This is a genomic window from Pantoea stewartii subsp. stewartii, from assembly GCF_008801695.1.
Lineage (GTDB): Bacteria > Pseudomonadota > Gammaproteobacteria > Enterobacterales > Enterobacteriaceae > Pantoea > Pantoea stewartii.
The window spans coordinates 49663-75993 of record NZ_VZPF01000001.1; the positions used below are offsets into that span (position 1 = coordinate 49663).

The window sequence follows — 26331 nt, forward strand, 5'->3', positions numbered from 1 at the left end:
AGACTATGGCTGATAACAAATTAAGCGTCACCGAACTGCATAAACGTTACGGTGAACATGAAGTATTAAAAGGCGTGTCTTTACATGCTAATGCGGGCGATGTCATCAGTATTATTGGATCGTCCGGCTCAGGGAAAAGTACCTTTTTGCGCTGTATTAACTTCCTCGAAAAACCGAGCGAAGGCACCATTACGGTCAATAACACCGCCATTTCGCTGGTCCGTGATACCGACGGTCAGCTAAAGGTGGCCGACAAAGAGCAGTTGCGCCTGCTGCGCACCCGCCTGACGATGGTGTTTCAGCACTTTAATTTATGGAGCCACATGACGGTGCTGGAGAATGTCATGGAAGCGCCGATTCAGGTGCTGGGCCTGAGCAAAGCCCAGGCGCGCGAATGCGCTGTCACCTATTTGAATAAAGTCGGCATTGATGAGCGGGCGCAGTCAAAGTATCCGGTGCACCTGTCAGGCGGCCAGCAGCAACGTGTGTCGATTGCCCGCGCGCTGGCGATGGAGCCCGAGGTGCTGTTGTTTGATGAGCCAACTTCTGCCCTTGACCCGGAACTGGTCGGGGAAGTGCTGCGCATCATGCAGAAGCTGGCCGAAGAGGGCAAAACCATGGTGGTGGTGACGCATGAAATGGAGTTTGCCCGTCACGTTTCCAGCCATGTGATTTTCCTGCATCAGGGTAAGATTGAAGAGCAGGGGCCGCCGACAGAGTTGTTCGGCAATCCCAAAAGCCCGCGCCTTCAGCAGTTCCTGAAAGGTTCTCTTAAGTAAGCCGATCCGCGCCTGTTGAGCCATCGCTTAACAGGCGCGTGGCGGTAGATTCGTCCGTGACCAGACCCGAGATCCAGCCGCCTGTTAATGCCGCCCGAATGGCGGCAAATTTGCGCTCGCCGCCTGCAAAACCGATGATTGGACGCGTTGTCCGGCTTTCCAGCGTGACGCTGGTGAGCAGCGCATCGGTCTCGCCCATCACACGTTCACCCTGTTGATTGAAAAAGTGGCCAAGCATTTCGCCAACGACGCCGCGCGCGTTGAGTGCCTGAACCTGGCTGTCGGTGATAAACCCTTCAGCATGGAGCGGACAGCCGGGTGTGACTTCGCCGATGCCGAGAAAGGTCATACTGGCCTGTAAGGCACGACTGACCACGCGTTGATAGACCTGATGCTGGCACCACATCTGTTTATCTTCCGGACTGTCGGCATACAGCGGCGCAGGGATAAAGAAATACTTGCCCTGCATTTTTTCAGACAGCTTGAGCGGCACGTCATAGCGGGTGCCGGAGTCGTCTCGCGCAATAGCACCAATCATGGAAACACATTGGTGCTGGGGCCGCTCCACCCAGGGCAGGGCATCAATAATCGCCCGCAGAGTTTTACCCGAACCGATACCAAACACCTGCGGCTGGTCATCGTTGATAAACTGCGACATAACCTCTGCGCCTTCGACCGCCAGCATTTGCTGAATAGCGTGGTCATCCAGCCCGGCAGAAGGGACTACACGACAGTGCTGCAGGCCAAAGGCTTCCTGCACCGCGTGTGCCAGGCGCAGGCAGTGCGTGACAGGATGGTCAATCTTGACGCTGACCATACCCATTTCGCGTGCGCCTGAAATCAGGCGCTGGGCAACCTGCCTGGAGAGTCCCAGCGCCCGGGCAATCTCTTGCTGTGTTAACCCGGCCACGTAATACATCCAGGCGGCGCGTGCAGCCAGTTCCTGCTTTTTCTCTTCTTTGTTCATCACGGCATTCCCTTCTCAGCGAATCGCTAGTTTATCGCGTATAGCCGGCAAAAACCTATCAGGGCAAAAGCTCAAATATTGGGCAATTGCTTTTATCGTGAGATCTGTCACAGATAATACTCGTAACCTCTGATTAACATACAGCGTTCGGGCAATTGCCCTCTGTTATGACAAATGCTTATTGAGGTGACTATGACAACATCCGTGTGGATGCATATTGGGGCAGGCTCTTTTCATCGCGCTCATCAGGCATGGTATCTGCACCGGCTGATGCAGCAAGGGGACAGTCGGTGGCACATTGCGCTGGGGAACATCCGTGAGGATGCGTCACCGCTGTTGACCCAGTTGGCTGCGCAGCACGGCGAGTATGTGCTGGAAACGGTCACGCCGCAGGGCGAACGCGACTATGAAACGATTACCTCGATTCGCAAGATTCTGCCCTGGGATAAGGCGCTTCGCGCCCTGGTGCATCAGGGCGCCGATCCTGCCACCCGGATCCTTTCTTTTACCGTGACGGAAGCCGGTTACTACCTGACGACGGAACATGCGCTGGATCTACAGCAGCCCGATATTCGCGCGGATCTGCAGGGCGAGGCGCGCACCCTTTATGGTGCGCTGGCGCGGATCCTGGCGGCGCGCGTCGCTAACGGCGGCGGCCCCGTTACCTTGCTGAACTGCGATAATCTGCGCCATAACGGTGAGCGTTTCCGCCAGGGCTTTTTGGCGTTTCTTAACGCACAAGGGAACGAGGCGCTGGCTGACTGGGTGCGGACTCACACCACCTCGCCGAATACCATGGTGGACAGGATCACACCGCGTCCTACGGCGGATATTGCCGGACGTGTGCTGGCGGCCACGGGTAAAGATGACGCGGTGCCGGTGATGGCGGAATCCTTTATCCAGTGGGTGATTGAGGATGACTTTATTGCCGGGCGTCCGGCGCTGGAGCAGGTCGGCGTTGAGCTGGTGGAGTCGGTGTTGCCCTGGGAAGAAGCCAAGATCCGCATCCTCAACGCCACCCATAGCGCGATTGCCTGGGCGGGCACGCTGATCGGCTTGCGCTACATCGACGAAAGTACCCGGCAGAAAGCGATTCATCAGATGGCCCGGGAGTATGTCTCGCAGGATGTCATCCCGTCGTTGTCTCCCAGTCCCTTAAATCTGGCTGAATACCGCGATGTCGTACTGTCGCGCTTCAGTAACCCCTGGATCAAAGACACCAACCAGCGTGTGGCGGCGGATGGCCTGTCGAAAATCCCGGCGATGGTCACGCCCACTTTGCAGGCGTGCTATCAGCGCGGAACGCCACCTGCGGCCAGCGTGGTGTTACCGGCCCTGTTTTATCTGTTTTTGCAGCGCTGGGCGAACTGCCTTACGACTATCAGGATGGTGTTCTGCAACCCGACGTGATTCAGCAGTGGTTCACCCAGCCCGATCCGTTGCGGACCTATATGACGCAGCCTTCCCTGTTTGGGGCGCTGGCGACTTCCGCCGATTTTCATGCGCGCCTAACCGCTACCGTGGCCGGGCTCACGACATGGCTGGCCCAGCCGGAACAGAAACTGGCTGTGGCATAGGGGAACGACATGTACCTGGGTATCGATATTGGCACATCCGAGCTGAAAGCGCTGATCCTGAATGCGCAGGGCGACATTGTGGCATCTGAACATGCCACCTTGCAGGTGCAGCGGCCGCATCCGCACTGGGCAGAGCAGCATCCGCATGACTGGTGGCACGCCTGCCAACAGGTGATGGCGCGTCTGCGTCAGCAGGCGCCTCAGGCCTGGTCGGCTGTCACGGCGATAGGCCTGTCCGGCCAGATGCACGGTGCGGTGCTGCTGGATGAACAGGGCGACATTTTGCGGCCCTGTATTTTGTGGAACGACACGCGCAGCGCGGCGGAATGTAACTGGCTACATCAGCACCATCCCGAGATGATGCAAATCAGCGGCAACATGATCATGCCAGGCTTTACGGCACCCAAACTGCGCTGGGTTGCGCAGCACGAGCCCGCCTGCTTTAGCCGCATCAGCAAAGTGTTGTTGCCGAAAGATTACCTGCGCTGGCGGTTAACCGGACGGTGGGTGACGGATCCCTCCGATGCCGCCGGGACATTATGGCTGGACGTGGCGACGCGCGACTGGTCAGACGCGCTACTGGCCGCGACAGGGCTGCGTCGCAAGCAGCTGCCTGAAATCGTGGAGGGCAATGCGGTCAGCGGCACGTTGCGACCTGACCTTGCCCGCGAATGGGGCCTGTCGACAGCGGTGATCGTTGCCGGCGGCGGTGGCGATAACGCTACGTCAGCGGTCGGCGTCGGTGCCATCCACCCTGGCGATGCGTTTATTTCCCTTGGGACCTCCGGCGTGATTTTTGTGGTCAACGATCGGCTACGGGCCGATCCGCAGTCCGGTGTGCATGCGTTCTGCCATGCGCTGCCTGGTCGCTGGCACCAGATGAGCGTCATGCTCAGTGCTGCAAGCTGCCTGCGCTGGGTATGTCAGCTGCTGTCGGTCAGTGAAAATCAACTGCTTGAGGACGTGGCTGAGCTGAGCCCAACACAGAAACAGCGGGCCCCACTTTTCCTGCCCTATCTCTCTGGCGAGCGCACGCCGCATAACGACCCTGATGCCACGGGCGCGTTTTATGACCTGCGCCACGAAACTCAGCGCGCCCTCCTGGGGTACGCGGTGCTGGAAGGTGTCGCGTTTGGCCTGGCCGACGGTCTGGCCGTTCTGGGCGACGGACGGCAGGACATCACGCAGTTCAGCCTGACCGGTGGTGGCGCGCGCAGCAGCCTGTGGGCGCAGCTGATTGCCGATGTGCTGGACTCTCCTGTGGTGACGCATCCGGCCAGCGCGTCCGGCGCGCTGGGCGCGGCGCGACTGGCCTGGCTGGCGACGGGCGGGGATGAAACGACCGTGTGCCGCAAACCCTCCGTGCAGGCGCGCTATCTGCCAGACCCCGAAGTTCGCGCGGTGCTGCAACAACGTCTGGCACGATTCCGCGCGCTATATCACCAACAAGTTCAGACCCGTTCACTGGCCTGATTAACCTGTAACCGAACAGAGAAGGACCATCGTTATGCATGCAACTGCGTACTGGTTTGGCTTGCCCAAACAGCTGATCTGGGGATTCGTCGCCATTGCGATTTTTATGGCAGGAGACGGTTTCGAAATGGCATTTCTGCCACGCCATATCACCGATATGGGCTTCACGCCGGGCCAGTCGGCGCTGGTGTTTACCTGTTACGGTTTAGCGGTCGCGCTGGCCGCCTGGGCCTCCGGCGTGGTGGCGGAACTGATTACGCCTCAGCGCGCCATGTTAATCGGTTTTGTCTTGTGGATTGTCATGCATGCCCTGTTCATGAGCCTGGGGCTGGGACTGCGTAATTATCCCCTTATGCTGCTGTTCTACGGCATTCGCGGCCTGGCTTATCCGCTGTTTATCTATTCTTTTATGATGCTGCTGGTCCAGGTGTTACCGCGTGAACGCCTCGCGGCGGCGACGGGCTGGTTCTGGGCAATGTATTCTGTAGGGATTGGTGTGGTAGGGAGCTATCTGCCCAGCCTGATTATTCCCTCTCTTGGTGAAACCGGGACATTATGGCTGGCGATTGCCTGGGTGGCCTGCGGTGGCGTACTGGCGTTTTTTAGTCTGCGCCATGTGCCGGTCGACCGCTCACGCGTGCACTTACCGATGCGCGAGAAAATGACGGAAATGTCCCGGGCGGTGACCATCCTGTTTACTAATCAGCATGTGTTTTACGCCTGCCTGATCCGCATTATTAATACGCTGTCGCTGTTTGGTTTTGCCATCATCATGCCGCTGCTGTTTGTGGATCGGCTGGGTTTCACCTTGTCGGAATGGTTACAAATCTGGGCGGTGTTTTTCTTTGTCACCATCTTCACCAATATCTTCTGGGGCATCATGGGCGAGCGGATTGGCTGGATCCGTCAGGTGCGCTGGTTTGGCTGTCTGGGCATGGCGCTCTCCAGTCTGGCATTCTACTATCTGCCCGTTTATGCCGGTCATAACTTCATGGTCGCCCTTATTCCGGCCGTCATGTTGGGGATTTTCGTCGCGGCGTTTGTGCCGATGACGGCCGTCTTTCCCACCCTGGAGCCGTATCATCAGGGCGCGGCGATCTCGGTTTATAACCTGTCAGCGGGGATGAGCAATTTTGTCGCGCCGGCCATCGCCTCTATGCTGTTGCCGTTTTTTGATATCGTCGGGGTGGTGTGGGCTTATACCGGCTTGTATCTGTTTGCCGGGGTGCTGACGTTTATTATCCGTGTGCCGCAGCCTCATCATGGTGCGCAACGTACAGCGCGCAAGTCAGGGTCCGCAGTAACATCGCAATAGAAGAAGGGGAGCCACAGGCTCCCCCGGCATTACCCCTTAACCACGTCCTTTAAGGCATCATGCAGGTCATACCAGCGGAAGCGAAACCCTGCGGCCTCCAGCCGTTTAGGCAGCACATGTTGTCCACCGAGCACCAGCACCGAGGATTCGCCCATCATCAGCTTAATGGCGCTGGCGGGCGTGCGCATGAAAGCCGGGCGGTGCATGGCCTCGCCCAGCGTGGCGGCAAACTGCTCGTTGCGCACCGCATAGGGCGCGACCATGTTATACGGGCCCTGGCAGTCGTCATGATCCAGAAGCCACAGGATGCCGTTGACCATGTCATCGATGTGGATCCACGGCATATACTGTTTACCGCTGCCGAGCGGGCCACCGACGCCGAGCCTGAACGGCAGTTTCATTTTGCTCAGGGCGCCGCCCTCACGCGCCAGCACCACGCCGGTGCGCAGCAGGCAGACGCGCGTCCGGTCACTTTGTGCCGTCAGTGCCAGCTGTTCCCAACGGGCACAGAGCGTATGCGTAAATTCATTCTGGCCGGGATCCTCTTCGGTCAGGACCACTTCACCACTGTTGCCGTAAAAGCCGGTCGCCGACCCCGAAATCAACACGCGCGGCGGCGTGGTGCTGGCATTGATGAGTGAGGCAATACGTTCTGTGATTTGCCAGCGGCTCTCGCACAGTTGCTGCTTATGCGGCTCGGTCCAGCGTTTATCGGCAATCGGTTCACCGGCCAGGTTGATCACGGCATCCACCCCATCCAGCGAATGCTGCTGTGCGAGGCCAGACCAGAAGGCGATATTTTCGCCAAGCGTTTCCCGTGCGGCTACGACATCGCGGATCACCACGCTGATCGTGTGACCACGCGCCTTTAACTGCGGAATAAGATGGCGGCCAATAAGCCCGGTTCCACCGGTCATTAAGATATGCATAGTGCGGCTCCGTCTGATTTTTTATTTTTTGCTTACTTCATCATAGAAGAGTCGTTCCCGGCTGGCGTGAGCCGCTTCGTAATTTCGTGCGGTGGCGGCAAACATCGGACCAGCACCGGGTTGTTTTCAGAAATAAAAATCGGTAAACATGATGCACCCCTGTCAGCGATATCGAGGTAGCAGATGAATTACCCCTCCATTACCCTGTGGTCAGATTCATCGTTTTTCAGTCCTTATGTGATGTCGGTTTACGTTGCGCTGACGGAAAAGGGGATCCCTTTTAGCGTCAGGCGCATTGATTTATCCCAAAACCAGCAGCTTGACGACACCTACCGTAGCCTGTCACTGACCTGCCGTGTGCCAACGTTACAGGTTGATGAGTTTATGCTGAGTGAGTCCTCAGCCATTTGTGAATACCTTGAAGAGCGCTTTGCCGCGCCAGAATTTGAACGGCTCTATCCTAAAGATCGCGAGAAACGCGCGCGCGCCCGGGAGATTCAGGCCTGGCTACGCAGTGATTTGCTGCCGATCAGACAGGAGCGTCCCACAGAAGTGCTGTTCGCCGCAGAGCGCTTTGCGCCGCTTTCGCCCGCTGCGCTTCAGGCGGCCGATAAGCTGATAAGTGCCGTACAGCGGCTGTTACCGGAAGGGCAGCAAAACCTTTTTGGTGAGTGGTCGATTGCAGATACCGATTTGGCTGTCATGCTTAATCGACTGGCGCTTCACGGTGATCCCCTGCCAGCCCGTTTACAGCATTATGCTGAGTTTCAGTGGCAGCGTGCATCGGTGCAGTTGTGGTTGACGGAGAGCGGTAAACATCGCTAGCGATCGGCGCTTGCTCAAGTTGTCATAAGTGATTACCTTACGACACACTATGATATAGATGTGGCAAACAGCGCGTGCATGAAGACACGCTAAACAGGAAAGGGTTACGGATGGTGGATCAAACTGCTGGTGGCGAGATCGAGTGGGTCGATATCGTAAGCGAAGAGAATGAAGTCGTTGCGCAGGCTACGCGCGCGCAGATGCGTGCACAATGCTTACGTCACCGCGCGACCTATATCGTGGTTCACGATGGTATGGGGAAAATACTGGTTCAGCGCCGTACTGAAATCAAAGATTTTATGCAGGGTAAACTGGATGCAACGGCAGGCGGCGTGGTGCAGAGCGGTGAGGATATGCTGGAATCTGCCCGACGTGAAGCGGAAGAAGAGCTGGGTATTGCCGACGTGCCCTTTGCGGAGCATGGCAAGTTCTATTTCGAAGATGAGCACTGCCGCGTCTGGGGCGGATTGTTCAGTTGCGTCTCTCACGGCCCGTTTGCGATGCAGGAAGAAGAGGTCGATGAAATCTTCTGGATGACGCCGGATGAAATCACTGCCCGTTGCGACGAGTTTACCGATGATTCACTCAAAGCGCTGTCGTTGTGGCTGAGCCGCAATAACGAAAACAGCAACTGAGTTTTCTGCTTTGCGAACGCCTTGCCGTTCGCAAAGCATCCTTCCTTCTTTTGCGGCAACGCGCTCCACAATACGATTGACGGCAGCCTTTTCCTGGTGGGCAGCGTCATTCTTCCTCGGGCGTCGGCTTTCGCTTTTCCGCCACCGCGCCAGTCTGTCTTGACGATGTCTCAGTCGGGTATTGCATTAAGACATTTGATCGTTAAGCCATTGCGAGGATCGTGGCTGACATCACGCGCCTGTGCCCGGGATCAATAAAAAATCGCCCTCTCAGTAGAAAGGGCGGTGTGGTGCGTGCGCAAAGCAAGTCACGAGGATCAGACCGGCTGCGCCTGACGCATTTTTTCGCCACGGCGGCGCAGCACTTCCATCACGATCAGGAGCAACAGAGAGGCCGCAATCATAATGGTGGCCGCCGCTGCAATGGTGGGATCGAGGTTCTCGCGGATACCGGCAAACATCTGAATCGGTAGCGTCCGCTGCGTAGGGCTGGCAAGAAACAGCGTGACGACCACTTCATCAAAGGAGGTCGCGAAGGCAAATAACGCCCCGGAAAACACGCCCGGTGCAATCAGCGGCAGGGTGAATTTACAAAACGCCAGCAGTGGTGAGGCGCCGAGACTGACGGCGGCGCGCGTCAGGTTGGTGTCGTAACTTTTCAGGACGGCCACGACCGTGATCACCACAAACGGGACGCCCAGCAGCGCATGAGCCAGAACCAGCCCGAGATAGCTGTTTAGCAGGGACAGTTTGGCAAAGAAGAAAAACATGCCCACCGCGATGATCACCACCGGTGCCACCATCGGTGAAATGATGACTGCCATCACCAGCGCTTTACCGCGAAAGTCGCCCCGTACCAGGCCCATCGCGGCCAGTACGCCCAGCACGGTGGCCAGCACGGTGGCCAGCAGGGTGGCCAGCACGGTGGCCAGCAGGGTGGCCAGCGGAGCCACCAGCAGGCTGTTCATCAGCGCGCCCAGCCATTCGTTAGAATGGAAAAACGCGTCGTACCAGCGCAATGAAAAGCCACTGAGGGGATAGCTTAAAAACGAACTGGCGTTAAACGACAACGGCACGATCACCAGCACCGGCACTATTAAAAACAGCAGGGCGGCGGCACCGTAAAAATTAAACAGGTAACGCCAGACCCGCAGCAGCGTGGAACCTTGTTGTCTCATCATTTGCTCCTTAACGCACCGCAGCTTCAGAAGAAGTGCGGGTAACGCGCGAATAGACCACATACAGTAACGTGACAATGATCAGTAACTGGCTGCCCAGGGCGGCGGCCATGCCCCAGTTCATCGTGCTGTTAGTAAAGAAGGCGACAAAGTAGCTGACCATCTGGTCGTCCGGTCCGCCCAGCAGGGCTGGCGTCACGTAGTAGCCAATCGCCATCATAAACACCAGCAACGCACCTGCGGTGATCCCGGCAAAGGTCTGTGGCACATAGACGCGCCAGAAGGCGACAAACGGATGCGCGCCCAGCGACACCGCTGCGCGGACGTAGCTGGGGGATATGCCTTTCATTACGGCATACAGCGGCAGCACGATAAAAGGCAGCAATATATGTGTCATGGAGATGTAAACCCCCACCCGGTTAAACACCAGGGTGAGCGGGCTGTCGATAAGCCCGGTGCCCATCAGCGTGCGGTTGATTAATCCGCCGGACTGTAACAGCACAATCCAGCTGGCCGTCCGCACAATCAGTGAGGTCCAGAAGGGCAGCAGCACCATAATCATCAACAGATTGGCCCGGTTAGAAGGCTGTTTCGCCAGCCAGTAGGCCAGCGGATAACCCAGCCCTACGCACAATAACGTCACGACGGTGGCCATCCATAAGGTGCGCAGCAGGACGTTGACATACAGCGCCTGATCCGGCGACTGCGCGGTGATTTCACCCGTTCTGGCATCGACTTTATGGTCAAACACCGACAGCAGGTAATAGCTGGTATAAGGCTTTGCTACGCGCTTCAGGGTTTGCCAGGTGGATAACTCGCCCCACAGGGGCTGTTTGTCGATAAGGGTGGCTTTGACGTTAAGGCCATCCTCGGGTGCTTGGCGCGGTACGGCCAGGATCAGGCGGCGAAACGCGTTATCTTCATAACTTAACCGCTTCGCAATCCCCGAAATCTGCCCCTGTTCGCGTGCCGCGCTGACTTCTTTTGCAAGCAGTGCATACAGGCTCTCATCCGGTAGTGCTTTACCGTCCCATTTCGCCAGGGCCTGGCTGGTTTGGGGTAAGGCGTCATTAAGCTCAGGATTGCTCACGCTCATGCTGAGGATAGAGCCGATAGGGAATAAAAAGCACACCACGACGAAAATCAGTAACGGGGCCACTAAAAACAGAGAGCGTTGTGTTTTTAACCAACCTGCCCGGTTGAACGAGTGGCGCAGGCTGAACGCGCGTTCTGTACGTCTGACGGGCGCTGAATCCATCACGGGGTTTTGACTCATGCCGACCTCCTGAAAAGGGGCTACCGGATCGCGTCCGGCAGCAGGTTATTTCGCGGCCCAGGCGTTAAAACGCTGTTCCAGTTCTTCACCATGCTCCAGCCAGAACGTGGCGTTAACCTGTACGGCTTTGGCCATGTTTTCGGGCGCTGTTGGCAGTTGAGCCAGACGATCCGCCGCCAGCAGTTTGCCTGCTTTGATATTGGCGGGGCCATAAGGAATATTTTCGGCATAGACCTTTTGGTTCTCAGGCTGCAGCGAGAAGGCGATGAATTTCTCTGCCAGCGCTTTATGTTTTGAGCCTTTCACAATCGCCCAGTTATCGAAGTCATACAGGTTGCCATCCCAGACGATTTTAAAGTTATGGCCTTCTGCCTGGGCGGTGCCGATACGGCCGTTATAGGCCGAGGCCAGCGTCACGTCGCCTGATACCAGCCACTGCAGCGGCTGTGCCCCGGATTCTCACCACTGAATATGGGGCTTGAGTACATCAAGCTTCTTAAAGGCGCGATCCACGCCCGCAGGTGTGGCCAGCACCTTATAGACATCTTCACGCTTCACGCCATCCGCCATCAGCGCGATTTCCAGGGTATATTTTGCGCTCTTACGCAGCGCACGTTTGCCCGGGAATTTTTCTACATCCCAAAAATCGGCCCAACTCGTGGGGGCGGTTTTCAGTTTGTTGCCATCGTAGGTCAGTACCGTTGACCAGACGAAGAAACCGGCACCACATTCGCTGACGCTGCCTTTGGCAAAGTCCGCTTTATTGCCAATCTTGCTCCAGTCCAGGGTTTCAAACAGACCTTCTTCACAACCGCGCTCCAGTTCCGGAGTTTCCAGTTCGACGACGTCCCAGCCGATCTGTTTGGTTTCGACCATGGCGCGGATGCGGGCCATCTCACCGTTATATTCGCCTGCTTCGATGCTGTCTTTTCCCTCGGCCATGAACGGCTTATAGAACGCTTTATCCTGTGCGTCTTTATTCGTCCCGCCGAAGGACACTACCGTGAGGGTTTCCGCCTGTGCCTGCAGCGCCACGGCTGCCAGCACCATTGCCGCTATTTTTTTCATCATCCCCGAACTCCTGAATTATTCTTGTCAGGCAGAACTCACTGCCTGGTGTTTGCGTTGCAATCCTGATGCCATCAGTTCAGCTGACTGCGGAACGGGCAGCCAGCTCAATTTAGTGTTGACCGAGAATGCGATTCAGCAGATTTAATGCCGTGCGGAACTGCGCATCCGGGATGGTCAGCGGATAAAGGAAGCGAATCACGTTACCGTGGACACCGCAGGTGAGCAGAAGTAAGCCTTCGTCCAGTGCCGCCTGCTGGATGGCTTTGGCGATGTCCGCGCGCGGTTTTCCTGTGCTGTCGCAGAACTCAGCCGCTATCATCGAACCCCGCCCACGCACGTCCGCCAGCGCGTTACAACCCGCGCCTTTCAGCGTTTCGGCCAGTTGCCCGCCCAGTTGCAGGGCGCGCTCGCACAGGTTCTCCTCACGAATCACCTCCAGTACGGCCAGTGCGGCTGCAATGGCAGGAGGGCTTCCCGCATAGGTGCCACCCAGCCCGCCGGGTAACGGGGCATCCATAATCTCAGCCCGTCCGGACACGGCCGACAACGGCATCCCGCCGGCCAGGCTTTTCGCCATGGTGATCAGGTCAGGCTGCACATCGGAATAGTACTCACTGGCAAACAGTTTCCCGGTGCGGGCAAAACCACTTTGAATCTCATCGGCAATCAGCAGGATGCCGTGTTCATCGCACAGCTTACGTAGCGCGGTGACGAAGCCCGCCGGTGCGACATTGAAACCGCCTTCACCCTGGATCGGCTCATAAATGATCGCTGCGACCTGCTGCGGGCTGATATCGCAGCGAAAAATCGTTTGTACACTCTCCAGCGCGTCCTCGACGCTACAGCCATGCAGTGCATTCGGGTAGCGGGCATGAAATACTGAGCCAGCAAAAGGGCCGAAACCGGTTTTGTACGGGGTCACTTTGCCGGTCAGCGACATCGTCATGTTGGTGCGCCCGTGAAACGCGCCGGTAAACGCGATGATGCCGGGACGGCCGGTCGCCGCGCGGGCAATTTTTACCGCGTTCTCAACCGCTTCCGCGCCGGTGGAGAAAAAGGTGGTTTTAGCAGGGCCGTTGACTGGCACCCGCGCATTCAGTTTTTCCGCAAGGGCGATGTAATTTTCATAGGGCACGATCTGAAATGCAGTATGGGTAAAACAGTCGAGCTGTTCTTTGATGGCGGCGATGACCTTAGGATGACGGTGTCCGGTGTTCAGTACGGCAATGCCGGCACTGAAATCGATGATTTCGCGGCCCTCGTGATCCCACAGCGTGGCGTTTTCAGCTTTCACCGCATAGAAATCGCACATGACGCCCACGCCGCGTGGCGTGGCATTGAGACGACGGACCTGCACTTCACTGTTACTCATAACGCGACCTCGTGGTGTTTGTTTCCATATTGTTACAGTGGAATTTGCCTTCTTGGTTTTAGCGTTTTCAGGGTTTTATAATCCAGAGCCAGTTTTTTTTATTTTGAGGTACCAATTTTGCGAAGCTTACTCGGTGACCTGCTTGCACAACGGCTGGCCGCGCTGTCCGGCGGTACGCTGAATAAGCGACTGTATGACGCGCTGCAGGCGGCGATTCAGGATGGATCCATTGCCACCGCAACACGGCTGCCCGCCAGCCGCGACCTTGCTCGCGAACTCGCGGTCTCACGCAATACCGTACTGGCCGTGTATGAACAGTTGCAGTCAGAGGGGTACTTACAAACCCGCACAGGCAGCGGCACGTTTGTCAGTGCGGTGCTGCCTGAAGAGGTGCCAGACGGGCCGCTGGTCAGGCCGGTTTCGCCGCCAATGAAGCCCGTCAGGCTGTCCCGTCGGGGATCGCGATTACTGGCAAACAGCGGTGCCGGAAGTCATCAGTGGGGGGCGTTTATGCCCGGCGTACCGGATGTCAGTCACATGCCGCACGACATCTGGCGCAAAATCCAGCTTCGTCTGAGCCGACGCCTGCCCGTTGAGAACCTGAGCTATGCCAGCCACGGCGGCTGCACCGAGCTGCAACAGGCGCTGGCCGATTACCTGCGGGTGATTCGTTCCGTCAACTGCAGCCCCGAGCAGGTACTGGTGACCGCAGGCACGCATCAGTCGCTGGATCTGCTGGCAAAGATGCTGTGCGATCCGGGTGACCGGGCGCTGGTAGAGGAACCTGGCTACTGGGGCATTCGTAACGTGCTGGCGGTGAACGGCGTTACGCTGATCCCTACGCCGGTTGACGAGCAGGGGCTGGTGCTGCCCCCGGAGCAGCCTGACAGCCCTGCGCCGCGTTTAATCTGCGTGACGCCTTCCCATCAGTATCCACTGGGTGCGGTGATGAGCCTGCAACGGCGGCATGAGTTACTGGAGCGTGCGAAGCGCAGCGGCAGTTGGGTGGTGGAAGATGACTACGATGGCGAGTTCCGTTTTTCCGGCAGCCCGATACCCGCGCTGCAAGGGCTGGCGGCGGATGCGCCTGTCATATACCTGGGGACGTTCAGCAAAACGTTGTATCCTGGCATTCGACTCAGTTACATGGTGGTGCCTAAATCCATGGCTACGCGTATGAAAATGGCGCACTCCGAGCTCTATCGCGGCGGTTATGGGCTGGTGCAGCTCACGCTGGCCGCGTTTATCCGCGAAGGGCACTATGCGGCTCATGTACGGCGGATGCGGCAGATCTACAGTCGTCGCCGCGCGGCGCTGGTCGCCGTGATCAGCCAGTCGCTGGGGGCCGACTGGATTGTGCATCACAGCAATGCGGGGCTGCATCTGGTGCTAAGACTGCCCGACAGCATCGACGATGTGGCGTTCAGCGCTGAGCTTGAACAATGCGGTGTGCTGACGCGCCCGCTGTCTTCCTACTACCTGCAAGGCACGCCGCAGCGTGGGTTACTTTTGGGCTATGCCTGCGTTGACGAAGCGGATATCCCCAGTGCGTTCGCGCCTGTCCTTGCCCGTCTGGAACACCACCTGCAAATCGCCTCAGTTTCCCCCTGATGCACCACAAGTGTGCAACCTCTTACCTTGCCTGATTCTGTGATCTCATTCACGTTAATGTAATGTTAAATTTAAAAAGGCAATAAAATACAAAGGCCTGCATGAAGGTTTTGCAAGCCTGTTCGTTTTATTTTGTCAAATTCTGCTTGTGCGAATCAGCGGCGTTATGGTAGTGCTAAAAAAAGGCCCGCCAGGATTCGCATGTCAAACGGATGATGCATGAATCGTGCCGAAACCCTTTCCATCCTGTTTTCGAGAATACGCCATGAGAAATTTTGTCAGTTTCAGGAATATCAAAAAGAGTTACGACGGCGACAAGCTGGTGGTGCGCAACCTTAATCTGGACGTGGCAGAAGGGGAGTTTTTGACGCTGTTAGGGCCCTCAGGATCGGGGAAAACCACCAGCCTGATGATGCTGGCGGGCTTTGAAACGCCCACCGATGGCGAGATTCTGCTGCGTGATAAACCCCTGCACACGCTGCCGCCCCATCAGCGTGATATCGGCATGGTGTTTCAGAATTATGCGCTGTTTCCCCATATGACCGTGGCGGAGAATCTGGCATTTCCCCTATCCATACGTCGCCTGAGCAAAGCGGATATCAAAGTACGGGTTAAGCGCGTGCTGGATATGATTAAACTGACGTCGCTGGCCGATCGCTATCCTGCCCAGATGTCGGGTGGCCAGCAGCAACGTGTAGCGCTGGCGCGGGCACTGGTTTTTGAACCCAGGCTGATCCTGATGGATGAACCGTTAGGGGCACTGGATAAACAGCTGCGTGAGCATATGCAGATGGAAATCAAGCAACTGCACAACCTGCTTGGGCTGACCATCGTTTACGTCACGCATGACCAGAGCGAAGCAATGACCATGTCAGACCGGGTCGCGGTGTTTAATGATGGCATGATTCAGCAGATGGACAGCCCGAGTAAACTTTATGAGCAGCCAGATAATGCCTTTGTTGCACAGTTTATCGGCGAAAATAACTGCCTGTTAGCCACACAATCGGGTCAAAAGGGCGAGTATTATCAGGTGGCGCTGGATAATGGCGTTCATCTGGACGCGCTGAAAGTCCGACCCAGTTCGCCTGGCAAACGTATCCAGCTCAGCATCCGGCCCGAACGCATCAACGTGAACGCACCAAAACCGGGCGACCAGTCTGTGCAGGCTACCATTCAACAGTTTATCTATCTGGGTGATCATGTCCGCATGCTGACCGACGTGGCCGGGCAGGGGAATTTTATGGTGAAACTGGCCTCATCCGATGTCGCGCCTGATTGGAAACCGGGGAGCGAGGTTATGCTTTCCTGGCAGCCACAGCATTTACGTGCGCTGGATGTGACATTGCAATAAAAAAAGAGCATGCGGGCTGCATGCTCTTTGTTCTCACTACCGGTCAGGCGGTTTGTTACTGGCCTTCCGCCTGGAGTGACTGAATCGCTGTCAGGGCAATGGTATAGACGATGTCGTCCACCAGCGCACCGCGCGACAGGTCGTTAACGGGTTTACGCATCCCTTGCAGCATCGGTCCGATAGAAATCAGATCGGCTGAGCGCTGTACCGCTTTATAGGTGGTGTTACCGGTATTCAGATCCGGGAAGATAAATACCGTTGCGCGACCCGCGACCTGCGAGTTTGGCGCTTTCGATTTCGCGACGTCTTCCATAATCGCCGCGTCATACTGCAGCGGACCGTCAATGACGAGATCCGGGCGTTTTTCCTGTGCCAGACGGGTAGCTTCGCGCACTTTTTCGACGTCGCTTCCTGCCCCGGAGTTACCGGTCGAGTAGGAGATCATCGCCACGCGCGGATCAATACCGAAGGCTTTGGCGGAATCGGCAGACTGGATAGCAATTTCAGCCAGCTGTTCAGCGGTAGGATCCGGGTTAATCGCGCAGTCGCCATAGACCAGCACCTGCTCCGGCAGCAGCATAAAGAATACCGACGAGACCAGAGAGCTGTTCGGGGCGGTTTTAATCAGCTGTAACGGCGGACGAATGGTATTGGCCGTGGTATGCACCGCACCTGAAACCAGGCCGTCTACCTCGCCACGCTCCAGCATCATGGTACCGAGCACCACGTTGTCTTCCAGCTGTTCCTGCGCCACCACTTCGGTCATGCCTTTGTTTTTACGCAGTTCAACCAGACGCGGAACGTAGTTCTGGCGAACCACTTCAGGGTCAACAATCTCAATGCCTTTACCCAGCTCAACGCCCTGTACTGCGGCCACGCGCTGAATTTCATCCGGGTTACCTAACAGCACACAGGTCGCAATGCCGCGATCGGCACAGATCGCGGCCGCTTTCACGGTGCGAGGCTCATCGCCTTCTGGCAGGACGATGCGTTTACCGGCTTTACGTGCCAGCTCGGTCAACTGATAACGGAATGCCGGCGGGGACAGACGACGGCTGCGTTCAGAGGTAGCGGTCAGCGACTCAATCCAGTCTGCATTGATGTAGCCTGCGACATATTCCTGCACTTTCTCAATGCGCTGTGTGTCGTCTACCGGCACTTCCAGATTGAAGCTTTGCAGACTCAGTGATGTCTGCCAGGTATTGGTTTTGACCATAAAGACCGGCAGACCGGTCTGGAACGCGCGTTCGCACAGTTTGGCGATCCGCTCGTCGATCTCGTAGTTACCGGTTAACAGAATAGCCCCAATCTCTACGCCGTTCATGGCGGCCAGACAGGCGGCAACCAGTACATCCGGACGGTCTGCGGAGGTGACCAGCAGCGAGCCTGGACGGAAGTGCTCAAGCATATGAGGAATGCTGCGGGCACAGAAGGTTACCGACTTCACGCGGCGCGTCTGAATTTCACCTTCATTAATGATGCGCGCGTTCAGGTGGCGGCACATATCAATCGCGCGGGTCGCGATCAGATCAAAGCTCCACGGCACGCAACCCAGGATGGGCAACGGGCTGTTGGCAAACAATTGGTCGGGATTGATATTGGCAATGCTGGCCTTCGTGGAATCATCGAAGATTTCAGACAGGTCGGGACGCGTCCGGCCCTGTTCGTCGACCGGCGCGTTCAGCTTGTTAATAATGACGCCGGTGATGTTTTTATTCTTCGCACCGCCAAAGCTGCTTTGCGTCAGTTCGATACGTTCTTTAAGCTGGGCCGGCGAGTCATTACCCAGCGCGGTCACAAACACAATTTCAGCGTTCAGCGTTTTGGCAATTTCGTAGTTAAGGGCGCTGGCAAACTGATGTTTGCGCGTGGGCACCAGGCCCTCCACCAGCACCACTTCTGCATCCTGCGTATTTGCATGATAGCGGGCAATGATTTCTTCCATCAGCACGTCCTGCTGATTGGATCCCAGCAAGGATTCAACGCGTGACATGGGCAGCGGTTCTGCCGCAGGAATACCGGAATTTTTGCGTACGATGCTGGTGGTTTGGTCGGGCGCATTGCCACCGGCGCGTGGTTGAGCAATGGGTTTGAAAACGCTCAGTCGAACGCCTTTACGTTCCATGGCGCGAATAACGCCAAGGCTAACGCTGGTCAAGCCGACGCTGGTGCCGGTCGGAATGAGCATAATTGTACGTGACACGATTGCACCTCTCAGAGTTCACTGGGTGTCAAAATAACACCGTCAGCCTGAGCTGACGGAGAAAGGATATCAGGCGGTAAGACGCGCGGCGTCCCTGGCGATGACTAACTCTTCATTCGTTGGGATAACCAGTGCCGGACGCGAGCCCTCTTTGTTGATGAAGCCCGCTTTACCAAAACGCGCGGCCAGGTTGCGGTCATGATCGAGTTCAAAGCCCAGCAGAGCCAGTTTCTTCAGCGTTAACTCGCGGACCATCGCCGCATTTTCACCGATACCACCGGTGAAGATCACGCCATCAAGACGGCCGTCCATCAGCGCAGTATAGCTGCCGATGTATTTGGCGAGGCGATGGCAGAATACGTCCATTGCGCGTTTGGCATCGTCTTTCGTGGCGTAATTATCTTCAACGTAGCGGCAGTCGCTGGTGACTTCGGTCAGTCCTAACAGACCGGACTCTTTGGTCAGCATCTTGTTGATAGCATCCACGTTCATGCCCAATGTATCGTGCAGGAAGAAGATAATGGCCGGATCAATATCCCCGCTGCGGGTGCCCATCACCAGGCCTTCCAGCGGCGTCAGCCCCATGGAGGTATCCACACATTCTCCGTTACGGATGGCAGAAACCGATCCACCGTTACCGAGGTGACAGGTGATGATATTCAGGGTTTCCAGCGGCTTATTCAGCATTTTTGCCGCTTCGTGGGTCACATAGTAGTGGCTGGTACCGTGCGCACCGTAGCGACGCACGCCGTGATCTTTGTAGAGCGCATAGGGCAGCGCATAGAGATAGGATTCTTCCGGCATTGTCTGATGGAAAGCGGTGTCAAAAACCGCCACATTCTTGTCAGACAAATGGGGGAAGTTTTTCATCGCTTCATCAATGCCGATCAGGCCCGCAGGATTATGCAGCGGTGCAAAAGAAGCGGCATCTTTGATACCCTGAACGACAGCGTCAGAGATCACGACCGATTGCGTCAATTTTTCACCGCCGTGGACGATGCGATGACCTATTGCAGCGATTTGTGCCGAAAGCTCTGGTTTTTGTGCCAGAATTGTTTTAACAATGAAATTCAGTGCTTCGCTGTGGGCAGCGCCAGCATCTAAAGGTGCTTCCTGTTTTTGGCCGTCAAGCTTCCACTTGATCCGCGCTTCGGGCAGGTGAAAACATTCAGCCAGACCTGACAGAAATTCGTCTCCGGTGGTGGGATTCAGAATGGCAAACTTAAGGGATGAGCTGCCGCAGTTCAGGACCAGTACTAACTTACTCGACATGGAAGTACCTATTTGTTAAAAGTGGCTAAAAAAAACGCAATCAGACATACAGCGTAGCCTATTGAAGCTGCCAGATTAATGACAAAAGTCATACCCGGGTCAAAATAATGCGTTATACGCAAAAAAAGTTGAGTTTTTACGCATAAATTTTAAATCACGCTTAAAACGGGTCTTATCGCCTCTGTGACAAAGAAGGTTGCGACACTGACGCGACTAAAACGGCGTCAGAATAGCCGGAGTCACCTTTAAAGACAAAAAGATTTGAAGGATGTTACGTAAAGTTGTGTCGTTATAGTTATTTTTCAAAAAATACAGCATTAGTTGAGGCGAGCCATGGCGAATCAATCTAACACGGGCTGGTTCCGGATGTTTCAGCGCGGACAGCATTATATGAAGACGTGGCCCAATGATAAACGTCTGGCACCAGTCTTTCCCGAAAACCGGGTATCAACGGCCACGCGTTTTGCCATTCGCTTTATGCCCCCGCTGGCGGTGTTTACACTGACCTGGCAGATCGCGATGGGTGGGCAACTGGGCCCTGCCGTCGCGACAGCGCTTTTCGCCTGCAGTTTACCGATGCAGGGATTGTGGTGGCTGGGCAAACGTTCGGTCACGCCACTGCCGCCGACGCTTCTGCGCTGGTTTCATGACGTGCGCACCAAACTGGAAGCCGCAGGGCAGGCGATTGCGCCGGTTGAAGGCACGCCAACGTATCAGGCGCTTGCCGATCTGCTGAAGCGCGCCTTTAAGCAACTGGACCGGACTTTTCTGGACGATCTCTAACCTGCAGCGTGCCGAAATATTGCATGTGAATCTGTGGTTAAATCAATGAAAAGCGATGTGGCAACCTCCGCATCGCTCCCCCTGTGTCATCATCCTTCCCTCGTATAAAACCTGAACAGCCTCTGGGCTGAGGGAGAGAAAGATGGAAATGACCCATGCACAACGCTTAATTCTGGCGAACCAGTACAAAATGATGGCGATGCTGGAGCCTGAGAATGCGGAGCGCTTTCGGCGTTATCAGACCATTATTGAGCGCGGCTACAGCCTGCAGATGCGTGAACTGGATAAAGAGTTCGGCGAACTCTCTGAAGCCACCTGCCGTACGCTCATCGACATCATGGAAATGCACCATGCGCTACAGATTTCCTGGTCTAATCTGAAAACCGAAGGAGAGATCGATACCCGGCGCCTGGCGTTTCTGGGATTTGATGCGGCTACGGAATCCCGCTACCTTGGCTATGTACGCTTTATGGTGAATACGGAAGGGCGCTACACGCATTTTGATTCCGGCACGCACGGCTTCAATGCACAAACACCGATGTGGGAAAAGTATCAACGCATGCTGGCTTTATGGCAGACTTGTCCCCGCCAGTACCATTTAAGCGTAAACGAGATTGCGCAAATCATTAACGCCTGATGAGGAGTGACGTGTGGAGTACAGTGGTTTTTTGTTTGATTTAGACGGCACCTTAGTGGATTCATTACCGGCGGTTGAACGTGCCTGGTCTAACTGGGGCGCACGTCATGGCATTGCGGCTGATGAAATTCTGGACTTCATTCACGGTAAACAGGCAATCACCTCACTGCGTCATTTTATGGCCGGTCAGTCAGAGGCCGCGATTCAGGCCGAGTTCCTGGCACTGGAAAAAACGGAAGCGGAAGATACGGACGGTGTGAAGGCGTTACCAGGTGCCCTGGCGCTGCTCACTCAGCTTAATGAACTGCAGATCCCCTGGGCAATTGTTACTTCAGGTTCTGTGCCAGTGGCTCATGCCCGCCACAAAGCGGCGGGCCTGCCTCTGCCTGCGGTCTTCATTACGGCTGAGCAGGTAGCAAAGGGTAAGCCTGAACCCGATCCCTACCTGCTGGGTGCCGAAAGGCTGAAACTGTCTCCAGCCGACTGTGTTGTGGTTGAAGATGCGCCTGCTGGCGTGATCGCCGGGCTGTCGGCGGGCTGTGCCGTCATTGCTGTCAATGCGCCAGACGAGACACCGCGACTGGATGACGTGGCGCTGCGCCTGACTTCACTGGCGTCACTAATCATTACCAGACAGCCAGCGGGTAAGTTTGCCTTTCACAGCCAGCCTTAAGTGCAGAGTGGCGGCATCGGGCCGCCCGAATCAGAGCGGTGTATCTTGCGAGATTTCGTCCAGAGACAGGCTAAAGCTTGGGATAAACACCTCAACAAAATAGCTCATTTCAGGCGAGCGACGCTGAGTCAGGGTTTTTTCCAGCCGCGCCTTGGCGAGTAAGAATTCATTGTTGCCTGCCGACAACTCTTCCAGGCATTTAACGTAGGCGCAGAGTGCGTCGGCCTGCTTCACTACCGCTTTCTCATCTTCACTGTGCAGATGTTCATCAATCAGCGGGCGATAAACGTCCTGCAACTCGTCGGGCAGCATCTCAATCAACTTCTGCTGCGCGATTTTCTCAATCTTTTTGTATTCATGGGCAATTTGCGCGTTGTAATACTTCACCGGCGTAGGCAAATCGCCCGTGAGCACTTCACTGGCATCATGGTACAGCGCCATCATCGCGATGCGCTCGGCATTCAGGTTACCGTTAAACTTTTTGTTCTTGATGATGGCCAGCGCATGGGCGACCATCGCCACCTGTAAACTGTGTTCAGAGACGTTTTCGGTCCGCACGTTACGCATCAGTGGCCAGCGGTTAATCAGTTTGAGGCGTGAGAGGTGGGCGAAGAAATGGCTTTGAGTCATGGTCGTTCCTGTTTACGACAGGGGGAGAGGTCAACTCTCCCCAAAATGACATCAGTATAGATGCAACAGGACTACTGGCGGTAGCCTTGCAGGAAACGGCCAAACTTATTGATGGCCATTTCCAGGTCATCGACGCGCGGCAGGGTTACGATACGCAGATGATCGGGCCACGGCCAGTTAAACGCGGTGCCCTGCACCAGCAGCACTTTTTCCTGTAACAGGAAGTCCAGCACCATCTTCTGGTCGTCCTGAATATTGAATTTTTTGGCATCAATTTTCGGGAACATGTACAGCGCTCCCTCCGGCTTCACACAGCTGACGCCGGGAATATCGTTGATCAGTTCCCAGGCACGCTGACGCTGTTCGTAGAGACGACCACCCGGTGCGATGAACTCACTGATGCTCTGATATCCCCCCAGGGCGGTCTGAATTGCGTGCTGCGCCGGAACGTTGGCGCACAGGCGCATGGAAGCCAGCATTTCCAGCCCTTCTATATAGCCTTTTGCGTGCTTTTTCGGGCCATTCAGCACCATCCAGCCCTGACGGAAGCCCGCCACGCGGTAGGTTTTTGACAGGCCGTTAAACGTGACCGTTAACAAGTCCGGTGCCAGTGCGGCAATAGAGTGGTGCTGTGCGGCATCGTAGAGAATCTTATCGTAGATCTCGTCAGCAAATATAATCAGGTTATGCTGACGGGCTATCTCAACCACATCCATCAGCAGCTCTTTGCTGTATACCGCGCCGGTAGGGTTGTTGGGGTTGATGATAACAATGCCGCGAGTGCGTGGCGTAATTTTGCTACGAATATCATCCAGATCCGGGAACCAGCCGGCGGACTCATCACATAAATAGTGCACGGCTTTTCCGCTCGACAGCGACACGGCTGCCGTCCAGAGCGGATAGTCCGGTGCCGGAACCAGCATTTCATCTCCGCTGTTCAGCAGCGCCTGCATCGCCTGAACGATCAGTTCTGAGACACCGTTTCCAATGTAGATATCTTCTACTGTGACATCGCGCATATCCCGCGCCTGATAATGCTGCATGATGGCCTTTCGGGCGGAATAGATCCCTTTGGAATCGCAATAACCTTGTGCACTGGGCAGGTTACGGATCACATCCACCAGAATTTCATCGGGCGCTTCAAAGCCAAACGGCGCGGGGTTACCGATGTTCAACTTGAGAACTTTATTACCTTCTTCTTCCAGGCGCTTGGCCTCTTTTAAAACCGGCCCACGAATGTCATAACACACATTGTCCAGTTTGCCGGATTTATCAATTTGAAAAGTCATTTTTGGCCGCCTTAATATGCAGAATCCTTTTGCCTGCCGCTGAAAACAAACCTGCACAATGTACTCTCCTCACGAACACAAAAGAAGGGCGCGAGGTGGTTTTGGCGTCTTCAGCATCTTTGTCTCCGTCCAGACGACGTAATGCATATTGCTTATGACCCTGTATGGTTTAAAAGTCTGCTTGAGTCATCATTGATGGTTTTTTATGCTGCTTGATAAAAGGGCTTTGTTTGGCGCGTTGCTGTTTTTTTTATGCCGACAGGGAACGTAATCGACATAGTGAAATCAGAACAGGCCTAATGCGTCATAAATGAAATAGTTTAATTATGCTTTATTGATGCATAAATTTTGCACGATAGTGCATAGCGTAAGTAGGGTGTGACAGCCGTGCATTAATCGTTAATACGGTTAACTATTTTATCTCTAAGGACTTTTTTTCGTTTTTTGAAGCCAGGCTAAAAAACAGAGAGCATCTTTAGTACAGGTTTACCTGTCTAAAAGTCTTATTCACTGTTTTTGGGCGGGTTGAATGCGCACAGGACGTGCAGGACGTGTTGGAAAATGCGATCCGATCAAAATTTGCAATGCTTTTCATAAAAACATTTCCATTTTGCGGTCAAAAATGATTAAGTATAATTTACTATTTGATGTGATTAAACGCGATACAGCGTGTGTGTATGACAGACCCATTTACCCCGGCGTAATGACTTTTTTGGGGTTGAAAAAGACAACTACACAGCTTCCCGCAATTTTGCATCCAGTGCCTTCGGTACAGAAGTTGTCTCTGTCTTCAGGTGACGGCTTCCGTGTTTTACAGGAACGTGCCGTGCGCCTTCGTAAGTAAATTTTATGTCGGCCCTGTGTTGGGACGGCATGAAGCATCATTACCGCTTATCGCTTTGATAAGCTTGTAATAACACCAGGATAGTAGTTCTTAAAACTCTAATAAGTGAAGAAAAACATGACTAATGCAAATCGTCCGATACTTAATCTCGATCTCGATCTGCTTCGAACTTTTGTTGCTGTTGCGGATTTAAACACCTTTGCAGCCGCGGCTGCTGCGGTATGCAGAACGCAATCGGCAGTAAGTCAGCAGATGCAGCGTCTGGAACAACTGGTCGGTAAAGAGTTGTTTGCCAGGCATGGCCGCAACAAATTATTAACAGAACATGGCATTCAGCTTCTGGGTTATGCCAGAAAAATTCTGCGTTTTAACGATGAAGCCTGCACATCGCTGATGTACAGCAATATTCAGGGCGTTCTGACAATCGGGGCGTCAGACGATACCTCCGATACCATTCTGCCGTTCCTGTTAAACAGCGTTACCTCTGTTTATCCCAAACTGGCCATTGACGTTCGTGTGAAACGCAATCCATTTATGATGGAAATGCTGAATCAGGGCGAAGTCGATCTGGTTGTTACCACCTCCAGTCCGGGTAACTTTACACATCAGGTACTGCGGACATCGCCAACCCTGTGGTATTGCGCAGCGGACTATGTGTTCCAGCGTGGGGAAGCGATCCCTCTGGTATTGCTGGATGAACCCAGCCCTTACCGTGATATGGCGATTGACCATCTGAACGAAGCAGGCATTCCCTGGCGCATCTCTTACGTCGCTTCAACGCTGGCAGCGGTGCGTGCTGCCGTTAAAGCTGGTTTAGGCGTGACCGCGCGTCCGGTGGAGATGATGAGCCCGGAACTGCGCGTAATGGGTGCAGCAGAAGGATTACCGGTGCTGCCAGATACTCAGTATCTGCTGTGCCGCAACGCGGACAACGACAACGAACTGGCGCTGGCCATTTTCAACGCCATGCAGTCTACCCACGATCCCTACAACATGATCGGCAATGCCGATGGTGCCTTACTGCTGGACGATGAAGAGTAAATCCCGTCTTCTTTCGCAAAAAATGCGAAATCTGCCGGCACGTTAATCTGAGTAAATGCGCCTTTTGTTCTGTAACCGGAACAAGAGGCTTTTTTTTGCTGCTTTTCTGACCCGTGGTTTTCTTTTTCAGTCCTGTTCTGTCAATTACCTGTTCATACTCTGGCCAACAGGGCGAGTGGGGAAGGGAAAGCACGAAGTGGAGATTTGTTGATGCGAAGCAGGCTGATAACTGATTAAATTTAACACAAAAATGATAATTCTGTGTTCTGGATCAACAAAATAGCCCTTCTAAAAGCAAGGCAATCCCGCCGAATCCTGTCAAACTATGCGCGTTGATAACCCGATCCACACGTTGAAATACCCGCTACACTGAAATTACCCCTACAGACTGAAGCGATTTAGCTGGAAACACGCGCGTCATATGTTAATAATATGATGCAGGTGTAAAATAATGTTTGGATACTTTTGTCAAAGTTGACAAAAGGTTATAGAAAGGAGTAAAAAACCACATAAAATTGCTGCTTATTGCACAGTAACAGCAAAATTTGTAAGGTTTTTATCCTTCCCTTTGAATCGATGTGGTGAGTTTGCTGCCAGAAC

The 26331-nt window shown here is 55.0% G+C and carries 20 protein-coding genes and 2 pseudogenes; 12 read left to right on the forward strand and 10 right to left on the reverse strand.

The window, feature by feature from the left end; translation table 11 throughout:
- Positions 1 to 5 precede the first annotated feature (5 nt).
- Positions 6 to 779: a histidine ABC transporter ATP-binding protein HisP gene (hisP, locus tag F7Q90_RS00260; protein ID WP_006120049.1), complete on the forward strand. Its 774-nt coding sequence runs from the start codon at positions 6 to 8 to the stop codon at positions 777 to 779.
- Here the strand turns inward: hisP and F7Q90_RS00265 are convergent.
- Entirely contained in the window at positions 772 to 1746 is a 975-nt protein-coding gene (locus F7Q90_RS00265) for a sugar-binding transcriptional regulator (protein WP_006120048.1), read from the reverse strand. The two genes, hisP and F7Q90_RS00265, sit on opposite strands and share 8 nt — an antisense overlap.
- A 192-nt stretch (positions 1747 to 1938) precedes the next feature.
- Here F7Q90_RS00265 and dalD point away from each other — a divergent pair.
- The 3 genes and pseudogenes from dalD (at position 1939) to F7Q90_RS00280 (ending at position 6111) form a co-directional block, all read left to right on the forward strand.
- Positions 1939 to 3323: pseudogene (dalD, locus tag F7Q90_RS00270) on the forward strand (D-arabinitol 4-dehydrogenase).
- A gap of 9 nt (positions 3324 to 3332) precedes the next feature.
- A complete protein-coding gene (xylB, locus tag F7Q90_RS00275) occupies positions 3333 to 4796 on the forward strand; it encodes a xylulokinase (RefSeq protein ID WP_006120047.1) in 1464 nt (487 codons plus the stop codon).
- 34 nt (positions 4797 to 4830) lie between these two features.
- Positions 4831 to 6111 (forward strand): MFS transporter, encoded by a 1281-nt coding sequence (locus tag F7Q90_RS00280; RefSeq protein WP_006120046.1) that lies wholly within the window; start codon positions 4831 to 4833, stop codon positions 6109 to 6111.
- Between the two features lie 29 nt (positions 6112 to 6140).
- Here the strand turns inward: F7Q90_RS00280 and F7Q90_RS00285 are convergent, their stop codons facing one another.
- The gene (locus tag F7Q90_RS00285) at positions 6141 to 7040 is read right to left on the reverse strand and encodes a TIGR01777 family oxidoreductase (RefSeq protein ID WP_006120044.1); all 900 of its coding nucleotides are present in this window, start codon (positions 7038 to 7040) and stop codon (positions 6141 to 6143) included.
- A 183-nt stretch (positions 7041 to 7223) separates the two neighbouring features.
- Here F7Q90_RS00285 and yfcF point away from each other — a divergent pair, with 183 nt between their 5' ends.
- Positions 7224 to 7865, forward strand: a complete 642-nt coding sequence (gene yfcF, locus F7Q90_RS00290; protein WP_006120042.1) for a glutathione transferase — start codon at positions 7224 to 7226, stop codon at positions 7863 to 7865.
- A 110-nt stretch (positions 7866 to 7975) separates the two neighbouring features.
- On the forward strand, positions 7976 to 8500 hold the full coding sequence (gene yfcD, locus F7Q90_RS00295) for an NUDIX hydrolase YfcD (RefSeq protein ID WP_044242236.1): 525 nt from the start codon (positions 7976 to 7978) through the stop codon (positions 8498 to 8500).
- 317 nt (positions 8501 to 8817) lie between these two features.
- Here yfcD and F7Q90_RS00300 read toward each other — a convergent pair whose 3' ends face one another.
- The 4 genes and pseudogenes from F7Q90_RS00300 to F7Q90_RS00315 all read right to left on the reverse strand — a co-directional run bounded on the left by F7Q90_RS00300 (position 8818) and on the right by F7Q90_RS00315 (position 13397).
- The gene (locus F7Q90_RS00300) at positions 8818 to 9678 is read right to left on the reverse strand and encodes an ABC transporter permease (RefSeq protein ID WP_006120040.1); all 861 of its coding nucleotides are present in this window, start codon (positions 9676 to 9678) and stop codon (positions 8818 to 8820) included.
- Positions 9679 to 9688: 10 nt separating this feature from the next.
- A complete protein-coding gene (locus F7Q90_RS00305) occupies positions 9689 to 10954 on the reverse strand; it encodes an ABC transporter permease (RefSeq protein ID WP_006120039.1) in 1266 nt (421 codons plus the stop codon).
- A gap of 45 nt (positions 10955 to 10999) precedes the next feature.
- Positions 11000 to 12025 (reverse strand): annotated as a pseudogene (locus F7Q90_RS00310) (ABC transporter substrate-binding protein).
- A 109-nt stretch (positions 12026 to 12134) separates the two neighbouring features.
- On the reverse strand, positions 12135 to 13397 hold the full coding sequence (locus F7Q90_RS00315) for a 4-aminobutyrate--2-oxoglutarate transaminase (protein WP_006120038.1): 1263 nt from the start codon (positions 13395 to 13397) through the stop codon (positions 12135 to 12137).
- 117 nt (positions 13398 to 13514) lie between these two features.
- Between F7Q90_RS00315 and pdxR the strand changes: the two genes are divergently transcribed.
- Positions 13515 to 15008, forward strand: a complete 1494-nt coding sequence (gene pdxR / locus F7Q90_RS00320) for a MocR-like pyridoxine biosynthesis transcription factor PdxR (RefSeq protein ID WP_006120037.1) — start codon at positions 13515 to 13517, stop codon at positions 15006 to 15008.
- Positions 15009 to 15273: 265 nt separating this feature from the next.
- Entirely contained in the window at positions 15274 to 16359 is a 1086-nt protein-coding gene (locus F7Q90_RS00325) for an ABC transporter ATP-binding protein (RefSeq protein ID WP_006120036.1), read from the forward strand.
- A 55-nt stretch (positions 16360 to 16414) separates the two neighbouring features.
- Here the strand turns inward: F7Q90_RS00325 and pta are convergent, their stop codons facing one another.
- Positions 16415 to 18562, reverse strand: a complete 2148-nt coding sequence (pta, locus tag F7Q90_RS00330) for a phosphate acetyltransferase (protein WP_006120035.1) — start codon at positions 18560 to 18562, stop codon at positions 16415 to 16417.
- Between the two features lie 69 nt (positions 18563 to 18631).
- The gene (gene ackA / locus F7Q90_RS00335; protein WP_006120034.1) at positions 18632 to 19834 is read right to left on the reverse strand and encodes an acetate kinase; all 1203 of its coding nucleotides are present in this window, start codon (positions 19832 to 19834) and stop codon (positions 18632 to 18634) included.
- Positions 19835 to 20167: 333 nt separating this feature from the next.
- Between ackA and yfbV the strand changes: the two genes are divergently transcribed.
- The 3 genes from yfbV (at position 20168) to F7Q90_RS00350 (ending at position 21927) form a co-directional block, all read left to right on the forward strand.
- Complete coding sequence (gene yfbV / locus F7Q90_RS00340; protein ID WP_006120033.1) at positions 20168 to 20617, forward strand: terminus macrodomain insulation protein YfbV; 450 nt, start codon at positions 20168 to 20170, stop codon at positions 20615 to 20617.
- 142 nt (positions 20618 to 20759) lie between these two features.
- On the forward strand, positions 20760 to 21254 hold the full coding sequence (locus F7Q90_RS00345) for a YfbU family protein (RefSeq protein ID WP_006120032.1): 495 nt from the start codon (positions 20760 to 20762) through the stop codon (positions 21252 to 21254).
- A gap of 13 nt (positions 21255 to 21267) precedes the next feature.
- Positions 21268 to 21927 carry a sugar phosphatase gene (locus F7Q90_RS00350; protein WP_006120031.1) on the forward strand — a complete coding sequence of 220 codons (660 nt, stop codon included), beginning with the start codon at positions 21268 to 21270 and terminating at the stop codon, positions 21925 to 21927.
- A 30-nt stretch (positions 21928 to 21957) separates the two neighbouring features.
- On the opposite strand, the gene yfbR is transcribed toward F7Q90_RS00350, so the two are convergent.
- Both yfbR and F7Q90_RS00360 read right to left on the reverse strand, forming a co-directional pair.
- Positions 21958 to 22557, reverse strand: a complete 600-nt coding sequence (gene yfbR / locus F7Q90_RS00355; protein WP_006120030.1) for a 5'-deoxynucleotidase — start codon at positions 22555 to 22557, stop codon at positions 21958 to 21960.
- 71 nt (positions 22558 to 22628) lie between these two features.
- On the reverse strand, positions 22629 to 23846 hold the full coding sequence (locus F7Q90_RS00360) for a pyridoxal phosphate-dependent aminotransferase (RefSeq protein WP_006120029.1): 1218 nt from the start codon (positions 23844 to 23846) through the stop codon (positions 22629 to 22631).
- Between the two features lie 961 nt (positions 23847 to 24807).
- On the opposite strand from F7Q90_RS00360, the gene lrhA reads away from it, so the two are divergent.
- Complete coding sequence (gene lrhA / locus F7Q90_RS00365; protein WP_006120028.1) at positions 24808 to 25731, forward strand: transcriptional regulator LrhA; 924 nt, start codon at positions 24808 to 24810, stop codon at positions 25729 to 25731.
- Positions 25732 to 26331: the final 600 nt, after the last annotated feature.

Excerpts from the sequence above, each read along its gene's own strand:
- F7Q90_RS00265 (WP_006120048.1), bottom strand. The coding sequence starts at position 1,746 with ATGAACAAAGAAGAGAAAAAGCAGGAACTGGCTGCACGCGCCGCCTGG.
- lrhA (WP_006120028.1), top strand. The coding sequence starts at position 24,808 with ATGACTAATGCAAATCGTCCGATACTTAATCTCGATCTCGATCTGCTT.
- yfcF (WP_006120042.1), top strand. The coding sequence starts at position 7,224 with ATGAATTACCCCTCCATTACCCTGTGGTCAGATTCATCGTTTTTCAGT.
- F7Q90_RS00300 (WP_006120040.1), bottom strand. The coding sequence starts at position 9,678 with ATGAGACAACAAGGTTCCACGCTGCTGCGGGTCTGGCGTTACCTGTTT.
- F7Q90_RS00280 (WP_006120046.1), top strand. The coding sequence starts at position 4,831 with ATGCATGCAACTGCGTACTGGTTTGGCTTGCCCAAACAGCTGATCTGG.
- F7Q90_RS00360 (WP_006120029.1), bottom strand. The coding sequence starts at position 23,846 with ATGACTTTTCAAATTGATAAATCCGGCAAACTGGACAATGTGTGTTAT.
- yfbV (WP_006120033.1), top strand. The coding sequence starts at position 20,168 with ATGGCGAATCAATCTAACACGGGCTGGTTCCGGATGTTTCAGCGCGGA.
- hisP (WP_006120049.1), top strand. The coding sequence starts at position 6 with ATGGCTGATAACAAATTAAGCGTCACCGAACTGCATAAACGTTACGGT.
- F7Q90_RS00315 (WP_006120038.1), bottom strand. The coding sequence starts at position 13,397 with ATGAGTAACAGTGAAGTGCAGGTCCGTCGTCTCAATGCCACGCCACGC.
- xylB (WP_006120047.1), top strand. The coding sequence starts at position 3,333 with ATGTACCTGGGTATCGATATTGGCACATCCGAGCTGAAAGCGCTGATC.
- F7Q90_RS00285 (WP_006120044.1), bottom strand. The coding sequence starts at position 7,040 with ATGCATATCTTAATGACCGGTGGAACCGGGCTTATTGGCCGCCATCTT.
- F7Q90_RS00325 (WP_006120036.1), top strand. The coding sequence starts at position 15,274 with ATGAGAAATTTTGTCAGTTTCAGGAATATCAAAAAGAGTTACGACGGC.
- yfbR (WP_006120030.1), bottom strand. The coding sequence starts at position 22,557 with ATGACTCAAAGCCATTTCTTCGCCCACCTCTCACGCCTCAAACTGATT.
- F7Q90_RS00305 (WP_006120039.1), bottom strand. The coding sequence starts at position 10,954 with ATGAGTCAAAACCCCGTGATGGATTCAGCGCCCGTCAGACGTACAGAA.
- yfcD (WP_044242236.1), top strand. The coding sequence starts at position 7,976 with ATGGTGGATCAAACTGCTGGTGGCGAGATCGAGTGGGTCGATATCGTA.
- ackA (WP_006120034.1), bottom strand. The coding sequence starts at position 19,834 with ATGTCGAGTAAGTTAGTACTGGTCCTGAACTGCGGCAGCTCATCCCTT.
- F7Q90_RS00345 (WP_006120032.1), top strand. The coding sequence starts at position 20,760 with ATGGAAATGACCCATGCACAACGCTTAATTCTGGCGAACCAGTACAAA.